The sequence below is a fragment of the Chrysosporum bergii ANA360D genome (assembly GCF_029891735.1).
Lineage (GTDB): Bacteria > Cyanobacteriota > Cyanobacteriia > Cyanobacteriales > Nostocaceae > Umezakia > Umezakia bergii.
Genome location: NZ_JANQDH010000085.1, coordinates 1 through 15,652 on the forward strand (window position 1 = coordinate 1; position 15,652 = coordinate 15,652).

General features: G+C 42.7%; 14 protein-coding genes and 1 pseudogene. 11 read left to right on the forward strand and 4 right to left on the reverse strand.

Going from position 1 to position 15,652, the window contains the following annotated elements; genetic code table 11:
* Window positions 1-98: 98 nt before the first annotated feature.
* Window positions 99-1,118 (reverse strand): filamentous hemagglutinin N-terminal domain-containing protein, encoded by a 1,020-nt coding sequence (locus NWP17_RS12725; protein WP_280655268.1) that lies wholly within the window; start codon window positions 1,116-1,118, stop codon window positions 99-101.
* Window positions 1,119-1,447: 329 nt separating this feature from the next.
* On the opposite strand from NWP17_RS12725, the gene NWP17_RS12730 reads away from it, so the two are divergent.
* Complete coding sequence (locus tag NWP17_RS12730; protein WP_280655269.1) at window positions 1,448-3,115, forward strand: ShlB/FhaC/HecB family hemolysin secretion/activation protein; 1,668 nt, start codon at window positions 1,448-1,450, stop codon at window positions 3,113-3,115.
* Between the two features lie 131 nt (window positions 3,116-3,246).
* Window positions 3,247-3,657 carry a tetratricopeptide repeat protein gene (locus tag NWP17_RS12735; RefSeq protein ID WP_280655270.1) on the forward strand — a complete coding sequence of 137 codons (411 nt, stop codon included), beginning with the start codon at window positions 3,247-3,249 and terminating at the stop codon, window positions 3,655-3,657.
* 108 nt (window positions 3,658-3,765) lie between these two features.
* On the opposite strand, the gene NWP17_RS12740 is transcribed toward NWP17_RS12735, so the two are convergent.
* Window positions 3,766-6,150: a CHASE2 domain-containing protein gene (locus tag NWP17_RS12740; protein WP_280655271.1), complete on the reverse strand. Its 2,385-nt coding sequence runs from the start codon at window positions 6,148-6,150 to the stop codon at window positions 3,766-3,768.
* A 137-nt stretch (window positions 6,151-6,287) separates the two neighbouring features.
* On the opposite strand from NWP17_RS12740, the gene NWP17_RS12745 reads away from it, so the two are divergent.
* The 8 genes and pseudogenes from NWP17_RS12745 to NWP17_RS12780 form a co-directional block, all read left to right on the forward strand.
* Entirely contained in the window at window positions 6,288-7,727 is a 1,440-nt protein-coding gene (locus tag NWP17_RS12745; RefSeq protein ID WP_280655272.1) for a phosphoglucomutase/phosphomannomutase family protein, read from the forward strand.
* Window positions 7,728-7,762: 35 nt separating this feature from the next.
* Window positions 7,763-8,338 (forward strand): RdgB/HAM1 family non-canonical purine NTP pyrophosphatase, encoded by a 576-nt coding sequence (rdgB, locus tag NWP17_RS12750; protein ID WP_280655273.1) that lies wholly within the window; start codon window positions 7,763-7,765, stop codon window positions 8,336-8,338.
* 213 nt (window positions 8,339-8,551) lie between these two features.
* Entirely contained in the window at window positions 8,552-10,093 is a 1,542-nt protein-coding gene (locus NWP17_RS12755; RefSeq protein ID WP_280655274.1) for a phytoene desaturase family protein, read from the forward strand.
* Between the two features lie 58 nt (window positions 10,094-10,151).
* On the forward strand, window positions 10,152-10,634 hold the full coding sequence (locus NWP17_RS12760) for a hypothetical protein (protein ID WP_280655275.1): 483 nt from the start codon (window positions 10,152-10,154) through the stop codon (window positions 10,632-10,634).
* A gap of 56 nt (window positions 10,635-10,690) precedes the next feature.
* Complete coding sequence (locus tag NWP17_RS12765; RefSeq protein WP_280655276.1) at window positions 10,691-11,371, forward strand: ATP-dependent Zn protease; 681 nt, start codon at window positions 10,691-10,693, stop codon at window positions 11,369-11,371.
* Between the two features lie 277 nt (window positions 11,372-11,648).
* On the forward strand, window positions 11,649-11,900 hold the full coding sequence (locus NWP17_RS12770; protein WP_280655277.1) for a hypothetical protein: 252 nt from the start codon (window positions 11,649-11,651) through the stop codon (window positions 11,898-11,900).
* Window positions 11,901-11,983: 83 nt separating this feature from the next.
* Window positions 11,984-12,295, forward strand: a complete 312-nt coding sequence (locus tag NWP17_RS12775; RefSeq protein WP_280655278.1) for a small RNA NsiR4-regulated ssr1528 family protein — start codon at window positions 11,984-11,986, stop codon at window positions 12,293-12,295.
* Window positions 12,296-12,593: 298 nt separating this feature from the next.
* Window positions 12,594-12,929: pseudogene (locus NWP17_RS12780) on the forward strand (IS630 transposase-related protein); the annotation flags it as partial.
* Window positions 12,930-12,976: 47 nt separating this feature from the next.
* On the opposite strand, the gene petA reads toward NWP17_RS12780, so the two are convergent.
* Window positions 12,977-13,978, reverse strand: coding sequence for a cytochrome f (gene petA, locus NWP17_RS12785; RefSeq protein ID WP_280655279.1), 1,002 nt, complete (start codon window positions 13,976-13,978; stop codon window positions 12,977-12,979).
* A gap of 61 nt (window positions 13,979-14,039) precedes the next feature.
* Entirely contained in the window at window positions 14,040-14,579 is a 540-nt protein-coding gene (petC, locus tag NWP17_RS12790) for a cytochrome b6-f complex iron-sulfur subunit (RefSeq protein ID WP_280655280.1), read from the reverse strand.
* Window positions 14,580-14,807: 228 nt separating this feature from the next.
* On the opposite strand from petC, the gene NWP17_RS12795 reads away from it, so the two are divergent.
* Complete coding sequence (locus NWP17_RS12795; RefSeq protein ID WP_280655281.1) at window positions 14,808-15,116, forward strand: DUF3067 family protein; 309 nt, start codon at window positions 14,808-14,810, stop codon at window positions 15,114-15,116.
* Window positions 15,117-15,652: the final 536 nt, after the last annotated feature.

The following is a 15,652-nucleotide window of genomic DNA, read 5'->3' on the forward strand; positions in this document are numbered from 1 at the left end:
ATTTCTATGTGTTTGGTTTGATTCAATTTGTCGCTTTGCTACCGCGAAGCCCGCCCACTATTTGTGCTAGTTGTGTCACTTATTTCAGTACACAAATACTATAATATAGCGATCGCCTGTGCCAGTTGCGTAAGTCCTGTTACATTACCGTTGCTGTCAACTGTTAAGGAAGAATCACTACCAACCGTGAGTAATTCCGGTAAAGAGGGGATGTTAAGTGTCCAATTATTGGGTTGATTGCTATTGGGGGTGATGGGTTGAATTTCTAAACTCAAAATGCTTCCTACTTGGCTGATGCGTACCCAATTTTCCCCTGGTAAGGATATGACTAAAATTTTTCCGGTTGTTGGTGCTGTCAGTTCTCCAGTGTTTACCACTGTCCCGCCTAATAAACTCAACCCCTCCCCTGTACCCACTCGCAAATTACCAGCATTGATGATTGATCCTGGCTGGTTCATGGTAAAAGCGAATCCGTTGGGAGCGCCTACTAAGCTAGTGTAGTTATTATCGCCGATCGCATTGAACCACTGCTCATCAAAACTGATGCCATCAGCAGTTGTAGCCGTGAAGGAACTAGGAACATTTAAACTCGCGTTAGCCCCAAAAATAAATCCTGCGGGATTCATTAAGAATAAATTAGGATTGCCTCCTGTCACCTGAATTAATCCATTGATAATAGAAGCATCACCACCTGTAACCCGACCAAGAATATTTTGTATTGCGGGGTTGGCTTGGAAGTTGGCAATTTGTTGTGAACTGACTCCAAACTTTTCAAAACTGTGAAACAGGTTAACACCGTCTGGGGAAGTTGTTCCCCCTGTGATGTCAATGGTATTACTGTTAGGCGTGACAATGGTATTAGTGCCATCTGAAGCAGGAATAATTTCTTGGGCTTGGGCTATTCTGCTGTCAATTCCCCCTAAAGAAAAGATTCCCCAGCAGACTGCACTCACTAAAGCTGTCTTGGTTGGGGCGAACGCACCCTGAAACATATTAGCCAGAGTGGTTAGAAAAGGTTGGCGATGGTGCAAGGTCAATGTAACCGCGATGCTCTCTTGGTCAGCCAATGGACGGGGTTGGGAAGAGAAGATTTTTTGACTTTTGCTAGTGGCAAACATACTGTGGCTATGTATACTGTAAATGTAAAAAAGTTTATTCACTATTATGCTACTGATTATACTTAAAAATAAGAGTGTATATCATTGGTGTTTTTACTGCTAAAACTATAGAATAAAGTGACTTTAAATCTAAATTATCACTAATTACTTTGTGTTTATAGCGAATTTTGCCCAAGTGAGGTACATCCTTAGCAAGCAAGATGCTTACAATACAAGACTTTTATCATTTACATTTGTATATCATGTGTTTAATGCTATATATGTTAAAAATTATCTCTTCTCCCAGCTGTCAGTTAAGTTTGCTATTGATTTTGTTGATAACATGGGGTATGAATGGACAGAGTAGCATGGCTGGTGATGTGACTAACTCTATCCATGACTGGGATAGCGATCGCCCCCAGGGTAGTGGCCTAGGTGATCATCTTTTACCCTCAACAGCCATAACACAGTCCCCAGATACTACCTTGACCAAGCCGGAATCTACACAGGCATTTTATATCCGTGAAATTCGTGTTATGGGTAGTACAATCTTTAGTCAAAAGGACTTTGCACCCGTGGTTAAGCCTTTTGAAGGCCGGGTATTGACTAAAGAAGAAATCAAACAGGCCAGTGATGCTATTACCCAACTGTACTTAAATCAAAATTATCTCACCTCCAGGGCTGTTCCCATGATTCCAGAAGCTGGTAATACAGAGGGTGTGTTAGTAATTCAGATAATTGAAGGACAGTTGGCAGATATTGAGATTCGCGGGACAAAACGAGTCAACCCTGGTTATATTCGTAGTCGTATTCAATTAGCCGCTAGTGTACCTCTCAATAGCATGAGACTGGAAGAACAATTGAGGTTACTGCGACTCGACCCGTTATTTGAAAATGTACAAGCCAGTCTCCGCCCCACAGGCCAACAAGGAAAAAGTTTACTTATAGTCAGAATAGAAGAAGCTGAATCTTCGACAACAAACTGGTTAATAGATAACTATTCCCCGGTCAGCGTTGGTGGGGAGAGATTCGGGTTGGAACTGGGTTATCGCAACTTAACTGGATGGGGAGACTTACTCACAGGTTCTTATTACCGTACATTTACAGGTGGTTCTAATGTGTTTAGTTTGGGGTATCAGATTCCAGTGAATGCTATGAACGGAACTGTGGAAATTCGAGTTGCACCCAGCAGAACAAAAATCACTGAGTCGCCTTTTAAGGGATTAAATATTGAGGGCGAGCAAGAGTTCTATGACATTAACTATCGTCAACCAGTATGGCGATCGCCCCGGAAAGAGTTGGCTATATCACTAGGGTTTACCCATCAAAATGGTCAGACTTTTCAATTTGATCGACTCCCCACCCCCTTTGGAATTGGTCCCGATAGCAATGGAGTGAGTCGTACTAGTGTGATTAAGTTTGGTCAAGAGTATATACAGCGAGATGCACAAGGTGTTTGGTTTTGGCGATCGCAATTTAACTTTGGTGTAGGCTTATTTAATGCTACAATTAATCAAGATCCCATCCCTGATAGTCGATTTTTTAGTTGGGCTGGTCAACTACAACGAACCCAGCGATTGAGTGATAGTAATTTGTTGCTACTACAAGCCAATTGGCAATTCACACCAGATAGTTTATTAACTTCCCAGCAGTTTGTCATGGGTGGCGGACAGTCTATACGTGGCTATCGGCAAAATATCCGCTCTGGTGATCGTGGTTTGCGTTTAGGGGTAGAAAACAGAATTACAATTGAAACAGATCCAGCCGGATTACCAATAATTCAACTTGCACCCTTTGTGGATATGGGTGTGGTCTGGAACCAATCTGATAATCCCAATCAGTTACCCCAGGAGAATTTTCTCGCCGGTGCTGGTTTAGGTTTTCTTTGGGGTCAGGCTTTAGGAATTGACGGGCTGACTATGCGTTTAGATTATGCCATTCCCCTGGTCGATTTGCAAGATCGGGGTAATAATATCCAAGACCAAGGCTTTTACTTTAGCCTGCGCTATCAACCATAGGGTTAAATACTCGACAACTACAGACAAGTTCAGGTAAATTGAGGCAAGTAGTCAATTCAAATCAAAAATATTTTTGATTTCAGCAAATGCAGATAATCTAATCAAATAAGACCTACCCTGAATTAAAAACAGTGACCAGCAACTATCAAAACCAATCGTCACCACCCACACCTGATGTGCCGCCATACATCCAACAGGCTTATACTTGTTTTGCCCAAGGAGATATGCAGGGAGCGATCGCCCATTTTGATGCAGCAATTTTTTCTCATCCCCAGTGTGCAGAAATTTACACAGCAAGAGCGAAGTTTCGGCAGGAAAAATTAGGCGATTGTGAAGGAGCATTAGACGATTATACTCAGGCAATAGACATCAATCCTGGTAATCCGTTCTTTTATTATTGGCGCAGTCAAACTTATCTAGAGCTTGGTAATCACCAAAAAGCTATTGAAGACCACAACGCAGCCATAAATTTAGCTCCCGATCATACAATTTATCACTTTCTCCCTGACCAAAAGAATGGGATGACAAGCTCGTCCTTCTAAGACGGCTTTTCAGTATGTTATAACACCGGTTTAGCGGGCATGGGGCATCGGCACCACTTGAAACGGACGGGGAGCTACTGTCAAAGTAGTAACAGTCCATAGTTGCTGTCACTTCAAATTTGCACTGATATGATTTAGCACCTCTTTGGCTGACTGATATCTTTGAGTGAAGTCAAGATGTACCATTTTATTTAGTATTCTCGTCAATTCCTCGGTGGTATCTGCCAATTGCCACCAATCTTGCCAAGTTTGTTCATCTGTTGCACATACTGTAGGAATGATGATTAAACCAGTGTTAGTATCTCTGCGAAAATTTTTTGGAGATCCGCCGGTTAAAGCTTGAATGGCAATTATGCCTAAAGCGTAAATATCGCTGTTGAGTCTGGGCACACCAGTCATTTGTTCACCAGGTGCATAACCAGGAGTACCAATGGCGATGGTTTGACTTTCCTGATCTTGATGTGGCATTTGCGGTTGAACTTGTTTCACAGCCCCAAAGTCAATTAAAACAATTTCTGCATCTGTTGTTCGCCTCATCAAGTTACTGGGTTTAATATCTCGATGAATCACACCATAGCTGTGAGTAAAAACCAGTACTTGCAAAACTTGCTTGAGTATATTAATAACCTCAGTGCGTGAGCAACATACTCCCGGAGTTAACTCTTCAGTTAAGGGATGACCTGCAATAAATTCCTGGACTAAATAGAATTGGTGATTTTCTTCAAAAAAAGCTAGTAACTGTGGTATTTGTCGGTTTTTACCCAAAGTTTCCAGAATATATGCTTCATTATTAAATAAACGTCTGACAACATTCAGATATTTTGTTTCTTGGCTGGCAGGACGCATCTGTTTGACCACACACAGAGGATTTCCTGGTCGTTGAATATCTTGAGCTAGGTAAGTATCCCCAAACCCTCCACTTGCTAAACTTTTAGTAATTTGATAACGTTTGTTAAGCACAGTATCAGGCATAAGTAATCGTCCTAAAACATCAGAATTGAGTGTAGGACTGGTGTTGACGGCTTGAGTAGGCAGTGCGGACGTGTTTTCTGAGGGGGGTATGGCTGTGACAGAATCATCAGTATTTTTGTTAATTAATTTGGTTGGTAGTGCGGACGTGTTTTCTGAGGGGGGTATGGCTGTGACAGAATCATGAGTATTTTTGTTAATTAATTTGGTTGGTGCTGATACCATACCTTGTGAAACATAGACTTTTAACTGAGCAATTAAGTCTTGTTGCTCTTGCACCCGTTGGATGATTTTTTCTTGCTCTTGCTTGGTGTGATAGGCGCTATGAGCAAGTACGCCACCAGTCGCTACCACCAGACCCAGGGATGGAGAAACCACTGGTAACCATCCCCCTTGAGTAAAAATTACAAAGTTACCAGCAAATAAAACTGTCAAAGATGAGGCTATCCCTATTCCCCAGCCTAATGGATGTTCAATGCGCCATGCCAAAAGTCCGCCAACTACAGACCATCCCCCTATCCAGATAACTTCACCCCAAGCAGGTAAAAACCAAAATAAACCCTGATTGTTCAAAACAGCACTGAGAATTTGACTGATGATTTGGGCATGAATTTCTACACCTGCCATCCTGCCAGAATCATCGGCTTTTCCATTATTAAATGGTGTATTAAACACATCTTTTAAGCTCGGTGCGGTGGAACCAATTAAGACAATGCGGTCTTTGACTAATTCAGGTTTGATTTCACCCAACAGCACTTGTGTAACTGTAACTTGCTTGGCAATCTCACGGGCGGAACGGTAATTCAGCAGAATTTGGTAGCCTTGAGTATCTGCGTTTTCATAACCGCCAAAGTGACTTTCCAGGGGTTTAAATATGACATCACCCAATTTTAGTTTTTGGTTGGGGGTTAGTTGGGCTTGAATACCTCCAACGGCTAAGTATTTAAGGGCTAACTGCCAACTTAAGGAAAATGGACTCTGGCAAATTTCAGATTTATTGACGCTAACAGCTATGAGATTACGCCGAATAAAACCATCTGGGTCTTCCACTATATCGCTAAATCCTACTCGGTTTTGTTCTACTCCTACAGGCGGTGCAACACCAGGATTTTTACCATTGGCGTGTTTACACACAGGAACAATCACATCACTTTGCTGTAAGCGTTGTAGTAATTTTTCATGCCCTGGTTGTACAGGTAAGTCACGAAAAATATCTAAACCAATACCTCGGGGGTTATATTCTTCCAATTTGCCTAACAGCCGATTTAAAACTTCTCCAGATAAAGGCCAATTCCATTTTTGCAAATCCTCCTCAGTGACAGCCACAATTAATATACGCGGGTCTACCCCCTGATCAGTACGCATTTGCACCATCTGGTCATAGACCTTTAACTCCACTGTCTGTAATACTTGCAGTTTCTCAATGGACAAGATGAAAACTGTGGCCATGGCGCTAGAAATAATTACTGATTGTTTGAATGTCAGGCGGAGAATATTCCCTATTTGATGAGTCATATAGTTCATAAAATTTAAATGCTCTTATTTGATTTAATTTGGGTAAATCTTTAATTAAGATAGCTACTGCAGTCATCTTGCCCGCTATGATTATACAAGTTGAAAACAAATGGTAAAATCCTTTGGTAAATAGTGGGGATAACTTAATGCCAGTTGCTACTAACTCTATTAAGTTTGGCACAGATGGTTGGCGGGGCGTTATTGGCGATGAGTTCACCTTTGAACGCCTCGCTTTGGTTGCGCAGACGGCCGCAAAAGTGTTATATAATACATATTATTCTACGGTTGGTAGCAAAACAATTGTAGTCGGCTACGATCGCCGCTTTATGGCGGAAAATTTTGCTCAAACTGTGGCTGATGCTGTGACAGCCATGGGATTTGATGTATTACTCAGCCAAACCTATGCCCCCACTCCCGCTTTTAGTTGGGCGGCTAAAGAACTAAACGCTTTGGGGGCGTTAGTGATTACAGCTAGTCATAATCCGGCTGCATATTTAGGATTAAAAGTTAAGGGTTATTTTGGGGGTTCAGTACCGCCAGAAGTGACACAAGAAATAGAAGCTATACTATCGGAAGGTGTACCTGCTGCTATAGCCACCCCAGGGAAACAAGAACAGTTTAATCCTTGGAGTAGCTATATTACAGCCTTGAAAGCTAAAGTGGATATTGGCAAAATTCAAGCAGCGTTGGGCAGTGGTAAGCTAAAATTATTTGCTGATGTGATGCACGGTGCAGCAGCTGGGGGATTAAGTCAATTACTGGGGGATGGAGTTGAAGAAATCAACAGCCATCGTGATCCTTTATTTGCCAACGGCGCGCCGGAACCTTTACCAAAATACCTAGCCCGTTTATTCTCAATCATGAAAACCCACCGCCAAACAGATAAATCAGGTTTAGCAGTGGGACTAGTATTCGATGGGGATTGCGATCGCATCGCCGCAGTGGATGGTGACGGTAATTTTTTGAGTTCGCAAATCTTAATCCCCATATTAATTGACCACTTAAAGGCAAGGCGCAATTTTAGAGGTGAAGTCGTCAAAACTGTGAGTGGTTCTGATTTAATTCCCCGTGTAGCAGCACTGCATAACTTGTCAGTTTTTGAAACGGCGGTGGGATATAAATACATCGCCGATAGAATGTTAACAGCAGATGTATTATTGGGTGGTGAAGAGTCGGGAGGAATTGGTTATGGCAGTCATATTCCCGAACGTGATGCTCTACTATCAGCATTGTATGTGCTAGAAGCTGTGGTGGAGTCTGGGGAGGATTTGGGGAATTATTATCACTGCTTGCAACAGAAAACAGGTTTTATTTCGGCTTATGATCGCATTGATTTACCCTTGGCAAGTATGGAAGTGCGATCGCGCCTGTTACAACAACTGCAAACCCAAGCATTAACAGAAATAGCCGGTCAGGCTGTAATTGATTGCCAAACCATAGACGGCTATAAATTCCGCCTAGCTGACAACAGCTGGTTAATGATTCGCTTTAGCGGTACTGAACCAGTGTTACGCCTGTATTGTGAAGCTCCCACACTTAAACAAGTGCATCAAACATTGACTTGGGCAAAAAACTGGGCAGGATAAATTAGACAATGTAAATTAGCACAGAAAATTACAACATGGCCAAACTACTGGTAGTAGCTACAGGAAATCCAGGTAAACTGCGCGAAATGCAGGCTTATCTCGCCAACTCTGGCTGGGAATTAATTCTGAAACCAGAAGAATTAGAAGTAGAAGAAACAGGAGAAACCTTTGCGGCTAATGCCTGTCTCAAAGCTTCCCAAATTGCCCAAGCCACGGGACAATGGGCCGTAGCAGATGATTCTGGTTTACAAGTGGATGCTCTGGGCGGCGCACCTGGAGTATATTCTGCTCGTTATGGCACCAGCGACGCGGATCGTATTGCCAGGCTACTGCGGGAGTTGGGTGACACAGTTAATCGCCAGGCTCAATTTTTCTGTGCTGTTGCCATAGCCCGTCCTGATGGTACAATTGCCTTAGAATCCGAAGGGGTATGCCGTGGCGAAATTCTGTATGCACCCCGTGGGGAAGGTGGTTTTGGCTACGACCCCATATTTTATGTCCCGGAAAAGCATTTGACCTTTGCAGAGATGTCCAGGGAATTGAAAGGCTCAATTAGCCATCGAGGTAAAGCTTTACAGGCTTTAGTACCTTACTTAGGTAATTTAAGATGAGTGATTTGACATCTCCCCTGGTTGAAACACAGGGGATTATCAACTGATTTTGCTACGCAGTCATCAGAGACGCTACGCAACGCACACCATATATTTTATTAAATCATTATGACTTGAGTTAGATGACTAAACTTTCTCAATTGCTGATAATCAAATCACAACTTGTGCAGGTAAGTTTATCAAACAATTCCCATTGAAAATAATTTTTTCTGCATGAATAATTTTGATTATGTCATTATCGGGGCAGGATTGGGTGGACTTGCAGCAGCAGCTTGCTTAACTAGACAAGGATATCGAGTAGTAGTTTTAGAACAACATTACTTACCCGGTGGCTGTTGTCATACGTTTGATTATGGGGAATATAGTTTTTGTGCAGATGTACATTATATTTCTCAATGCGCCCCTCATCAGAGCATAGGGCAATTCCTCAACTATATTGAGCGAAATGTGGCTTTTAATAGCCTCGACCCAGACTGCATAGACAGAGTAATTACACCAGATGTGAATTTTAAAATTCCCTTGGGATGGGAAAATTTGCGATCGCGTTTACTCTCAACTTTTCCCGCCGAGGCCGATGCTGTCAACTGCTACTGTGACCAAATTCAGCAAATCCATCAAGAAATTCATAGCCTAGCGGCGGAAATACGTTGGTTTAATCGCCGCTGGTATGACTGGTTAAAGTTGCCAAAATATCTCAATTTATTTAGAAAGCGCACCTGGACTTTACAAGATTTATATAACCATGTAGGCTTGTCACCCAAATTACAAGCCATCTTGGCGGGACAAAGTGGTGATTATGCACTACCACCAAATCAAATCTCCCTACTCACCCACACTTCCCTAGTTTGGGACTACTCAGAAGGAGCTTATTATCCCAGACATCATTTTAAACATTTAGTCCATAGTATTACTGATGCCATTACCACAGGTGGCAGTGTGATTAAATACTCTACACCTGTAACCCATATTCAAATTAATCACAACCAGGTAGAAAGCGTGTTGGCTGGGGATCAAACCTACCAAGCCAACCGGTGTTATGTCAGTGATCTTGACCCCAAACTAACGGTAGAGTTAATGCACAATGCAGAAGCTATCAGCCCTAGGGAACGTCAACGCCTGACCAATTATGAATACTCAGCTAGTGTTTTTAATATTTATTTGGGTTTAGATGACCGCTTTCAACCCCAAGATTATGGTATTGGTAACGGGAATATTTGGTACTACCCCACCGGGGACTTAAACAGCGAATATCAACGCCAATTACAGGGCGACCTCAGCCAACCGTGGATTTTTCTTTCTTGTCCCACAATGAAATCCTTAGAAGCAGGAATTGCTCCATCTGGACATCATGTCCTAGAAATTGCCACTGTTTGTCCTTACGCACCCTTTAAACACCTGCGCCAAAGGGACTCCAAAGCCTATAAAGCCAAAAAACGGCAAGTTTACCAGCAAATCATGGCCACTGTGAAAGATTTAATCCCCGATGTGGAGAAATACGCCCGGATGAAGGTTTATGGTACACCCACCACCAGCGAATTTTATTTAGGACAACCCCAAGGTAATATTTATGGTGCTAAATTAGTACCCGAACAAGTGGGTTTAAATCGCCTGGGATATATTACAGAATTGCCTAATCTGTTTTTGGTGGGGGCTAGTGCTGGGTATCCCAGTGTACCTGGGGTTATTGGTAATGGTATGGATGTTGTGGAACTGATGACCGGGCAATCTGTGCGGCAAATGAAAAATCAAAGATGAACAGAAATGATAATATATATCATATAAATTATGACTGTTGCTGTGATCCCCGTTTGAGATGAATAAAGCATTGAATGAAACTCGTTCAGTGGAAATTGCCCAAAGCATTAAAAGTAAGGCTAACCAGCCATTTAATAATGCTTACAGAGCGGCATTAGCCACCGAGAAAGCCAAGTATGTGCAGGGATTTTTAGCCATGGCTGAAATGCCGTACCACCCCATAGAACATGGCTGGATAGAATTAAGGGAAACAGTGGATGATTCTGTGGTGACAATTATAGACCCAAGTTTACCACACCTGCACAAAACCGCTCAAGAACTTTGGTACTTCGCAGCACAAAGCTTTAGTATCAAGGAACTAAAAGCTATTATTGAGGAATCAAAAGAGGATTATCCAGAAGATGACCCGTTACCAGTCTATGGTGATGCACCTTATGAGTATTACGGTGATGTGATGTTGGGGGGTCAGGAATATTTAACAGCTTATCAGGCAGCAGAGGCTAAGTGTCAAGAACTCCAACAATTAGCAGTTATGAGTTAACAATGGGCAGGGAGAATGTGAAAATAAAGAAAGATTAAGCTATAGTAACAAACCTCATGAATCAGACTGCCTTAAATTTAGTAGCAATATCTATATTTATCATGACTTTATCGGTGTTGTTGGGTCCGTTAATTCATTTGTCGCCAACAGTTCCAGCAGTCGCTACTTTTGCTATTTTGGCAATAGCCACTTTTGATAATTTTAGTTGGCAGGGGCAGGGAGGTACAATATTTTTAGACTGGGTTGCTGGTTTCTCTCCCCAACACCGCGATCGCATTATCCACCACGAAGCTGGTCATTTTCTGACAGCCCATCTACTGAATATTCCAGTCACAGGTTACACTCTCAGCGCCTGGGAAGCTTGGAAACAAGGACAACCGGGACAAGGTGGTGTCAAGTTTGATGATAGTGAGTTAGTTTCTCAATTAGAACAGGGGATAATCAGCGCCCAAATGTTAGACCGCTATTGTACTATTTGGATGGCAGGTATGGCGGCAGAAACTTTAGTTTTTGACCATGCTGAAGGTGGGGTTGATGACCAAAATAAGCTGACTGGAGTTTTAGCAGGTTTGGGTTTTTCTCAATCGGCTTGTTTGCAGAAACAGAGGTTTCATTTTCTCCAAGCTAAAACTTTACTGCAAGAAAACTGGTCAAGTTACCAAGCTTTAGTCCAATCTATGCAAAACCGCGCTTCTGTCACAGATTGCCAGCTTGTAATTACTGATACTGATACATGAAGTGCCTTACAGCATCGATAGATATGAAGATACCAGCACTAATTAAACTAAGCCAGTCAGTCACCTGACCATAAAACGAGACGCAAGCCCCTGGCTTCAGACATGGGGATAAGTCGATGGCGACTTTAGTCGCATTAAAGCGACTGATTGGCTTTAGCCAAATTATCTCCCATCCCTGAGTATTTATACTAATTTAGAGAGAACGAGTCGCACCATATTTTGATGAAATGTTGATGAAATACAGATGATTGGATTTAGCAGTACAACAGGTTAACTCATGAAGCAAAATAGACTTTTAACTTGCACTCTCTTGGCCTTGATATCAGGATTCTTTGGTGCGTATATCGGTGGACAAATCACCTCAACACTGCATAACCACAAATGCCAAAACCAAAACTGGGGGTTTAAGGTGATGTGTAATGTTTGGGTAACACCGGGAGCGGTTTGGCAAGGAACCACAACCGGACTATGGACTGGTACTATTTTGGGGGCTTTTATGGCTGGTTCAATTACACATGAAGAACCTTAGCTCATTGTTTCCCACGCCTTTAGCCGTGGGGAGTGTCAAAGACTGGTAAAATACACTCATGTCTTTTATGTCTTTGAGAAAAAATGCTCATTTCTGCTGAAACCAATCCAGAAAATGCCACAACCAAAGGTGCTGATGCTATCGATGAAGCCATCGCCCAGGGAATTGATTTTGATGGTTCCCCCATCCCCCCAGCCAAGCTGGAACTGTATCACAAGGTTATGGAATTAGAGGCAAATAGACAGCGTAGTGGTGTATCAAATACCATGCGATCGCGCATCGTTCGTATTGGGGCAAAACACATTCCCCAAGCAGAACTGAATCAATCCTTGATAGAAGCGGGTTTTGCACCTCTTAAGGAAAAAGAAATTGCCTTTTTTTACGGTAGTAAATAATTAAACCCATTCCCGTAAGCAGGGAGAGGAGACAAAGAGCAGCTTTGGCGGGGTGGGGTAATTCCGGTTTAATTATTAAGTAATCAAGTAAATTATTCCCCATTCCCTATTCCCTTTTTTAAGCAGCAGGAAGGGGTTTTTCTAGCGCAGAGGAGGTTAAGGGAGCGGTTTTTAGCAGCAGCGATCAGGACTTGTACTGATCGCTATATGTTGATGAAATATAGCAACCACCAAGGTAATTTAAGTATAAACTATAAGTAGTCCCTTTTCATCTGAATCGATCGCTTACTACAGGTATATGCCCAAGCCGTACAGTTACGACCTTCGTCAAAAAGTAATCCAAGCGATTGAACTCGATGGCTTGAAGAAGACTCAAGCTAGTCAAATGTTTAATATTAGTCGCAACACCATCACCCTATGGTTGAAACGAAAAACCGAAACGGGGGACTTCCAAGCCTTGCCTAGTCAGCGTCCTGGGAATGGTCACCAAATTACCTATGGGGCAAAATTTCGTGAGTTCGCTTCCGTGCATGGCGATAAAACCCAAGTAGAGATGGCCTCACTTTGGCCTGAAGAAATTAGCGATCGCACAATCTCAAGAGCTTTGAAAAAAATTGGTTTTACGCGAAAAAAAAGACAGGCACAAGGCCTGTCTTCACAAGGATAAAATCAGCGGAGAAATTAGAAATTCATTTCAGCAGCTTGGACTTTTTCAACTTGCTTCTTCTTCAGCACAAGCATGACTTGAGCTAACATCACAAGAGCAATAAAAGCAATCAAACCTTGAACCCTGGTGGGATTTTGCAATACAATTTCTGCATCTTTTTGGCCAAATCCACCCACATTGGGGTTATTAGTCAAAGCATCACCAGCAGTTACAGACTGTCCCTCAGAAACAATCAGTTCTGGTCCTGCGGGAATGGTATCAACAGTAGTATCGCCAGATTCTGTTTGGATACTTACTAAATATTTAACATTACCATCTTCATCTTCTTCTTGGGTAATCTTGCTGATTGTGCCACTGGCGGAAGCATTGTAAATGGTATTATTGCTTTTTTCTCCAGTGGGATAAACTTGTCCACGTCCCCGGTTAGCACCTAGGTGAACTGCATATTTACCGAAGTGAATATTGTTGTCGGTTGCGGGGTTGGGTGAAAGAACAGGGAAAACAATTTCTTGATACTCTTCACCGGGTAAAGGTCCTACAAGAAGAACATTTTCCTGCTCTTCGGTGTAGGGCTGGAAGTAAAGATCGCCTACTTCTTCTTTCCACTCTTCAGGAATGCGGTCTTCAGGTGCAATCTTGAAGCCTTCGGGTAACATCAGTACAGCGCCGACGTTCAAGCCAACCTTAGAACCATCAGCCCCTACTTGTTGGATATTGGTGTCGTAGGGAATTTTCACCACTGCTTTAAACACAGTGTCAGGTAGGATTGATTGGGGAACTTCTACTTCTGCTGGTTTAGCTGCTAGGTGACAGTTGGCGCAAACAATCCGCCCGGTAGGTTCGCGGGGAGTTTCTGGATAGGTTTGTTGTGCCCAAAAAGGATAAGCTGCGGCGCTTTGGGGCAGGGCTACATCGCTAGTCAGGTAAAATGTCAAGGTAGCGACGGCTATGAGCAATGTTTTCACAATTGCTCTAGCAGTGGAAATTAAACTAGCTGTGGTACAGGGATTTCTCATCTCTATAAGGACAATGATTCTCTGGTTAATTGGTCATTGGTCTAAGCAAAAAAGCGGTCAATTAAGACCACCAAGGTTCTTCACCGGTGCGGAAGTCGGTTTCAGTCCAAGGAGTCAAAACAATTTTGTCGTCTTCTGTTTTGGCGTGCGCCAAAGGCAAAGACAAAGGTGCTGGACCTCTGACCACCTTACCGGTAGCATCGTACTGAGAACCGTGACAGGGACACTTGAACTTGTTCTCCGCTACATTCCACGGTACAACACAACCCAGGTGGGTACAGATAGCATTAATGCCGTAATCGGCAATAGCTTCTTTGCTTTCCACCACAATATAAGTGGGGTCGCCTTTGAGTCCTTGTACTAAGGAACGAGAGCCTACGTTGTGGCTTTCTAGAAACTTACTGACAATTACATCATTACCCAGCTCGTCTTTTGCTGTTGTCCCACCGCCAGCGCCGCCGCTTGCAGGGGGTACAAAATACTTGACCACAGGGTACAATGCACCCAGAGCCACACCTGTCACAGTCCCGAAAGTGAGCAGATTCATGAACTGACGACGGCCCATATCTGGCACGTCCATGGATTCTGAAAATTGAGCCATAATCTACGCGCTCTTTGTGTAGTTTTTCACCATTTATACAAGAGTACCAATACTTGAGTCACTCTTGTTTGAGTCGAAACGCCAACGCCTACAAAGATGCTAAATTTCTGTTTAGCCAGATATGTTGAGCATCACTTTTGTTAGCATTACATTTCTTTATATGTCTATCATACTTGAGTTACGGAACGTAACATCATAACTAAATGTAAAATCTAATTGAGGAAAGCTATGACAGGAAAGGAATTACGCCAATTATTGCTGGATAAGTGGGGATATTCGTACGATGTGCAGTTCCGGCGCACTAAGGGGAAGATATTTCTGCAAGTTATGTGGAAGTATCTGGAACAGGCTTCTTTTCCCTTGAGTGAGGTGGAGTACCAAGGACATTTAGACGATGTGGCTAATTATCTTCATGCGTTGGGCGGATCTGTACAGGTACAAACATTTATTGCCCAAACCCGCGAGCGTCCTCGTCTTGGTAAGGCTGTGAGTATTCCTCTAGATTTGGGTGAACGCGCCTCGGAATGGATAGTTTGACCGAAATATCAACGGCGAGCAAGCCTCTGGCTTCAGACATGGGGGTTAGCCGTTGGCGATTTTAATCCCCTTTCCCATTCTTTGAGGCTTTTCCGTCTTGTTTAAGTAGTATGTTGCTTTTTTATAAAATCGTTATAAACTCAGGTTATGGGGGCTTATGACTATGCCCTCAAATTCCCTCTAAGTCTAGCCATAAAAAAATGCCAGGAACCAGACTTGAACTGGTGACACGAGGATTTTCAGTCCTCTGCGGGTTTGATTTATCAATGGTTTTAATCACTTTGGCATAAAACCTAGTGAGACTACCGGGTTAGATTTGGGTTAACCCATAACTCTTATTCCACAGTGGTTTAAGAGTGATTATGGTATATAACAGCAACCAAAGTAAATTAGAGAAAAAACTAGTAGATGCTAGGTTAAAACTTAGTATCGTTAAACTAGATGTCAACAATAACAGGGTTAGACTACGGTGTAGACAAACTGGTATTACTTTCAGTAAGCACGTAGCACCATACACGTTAGAGGGTATTGATTCA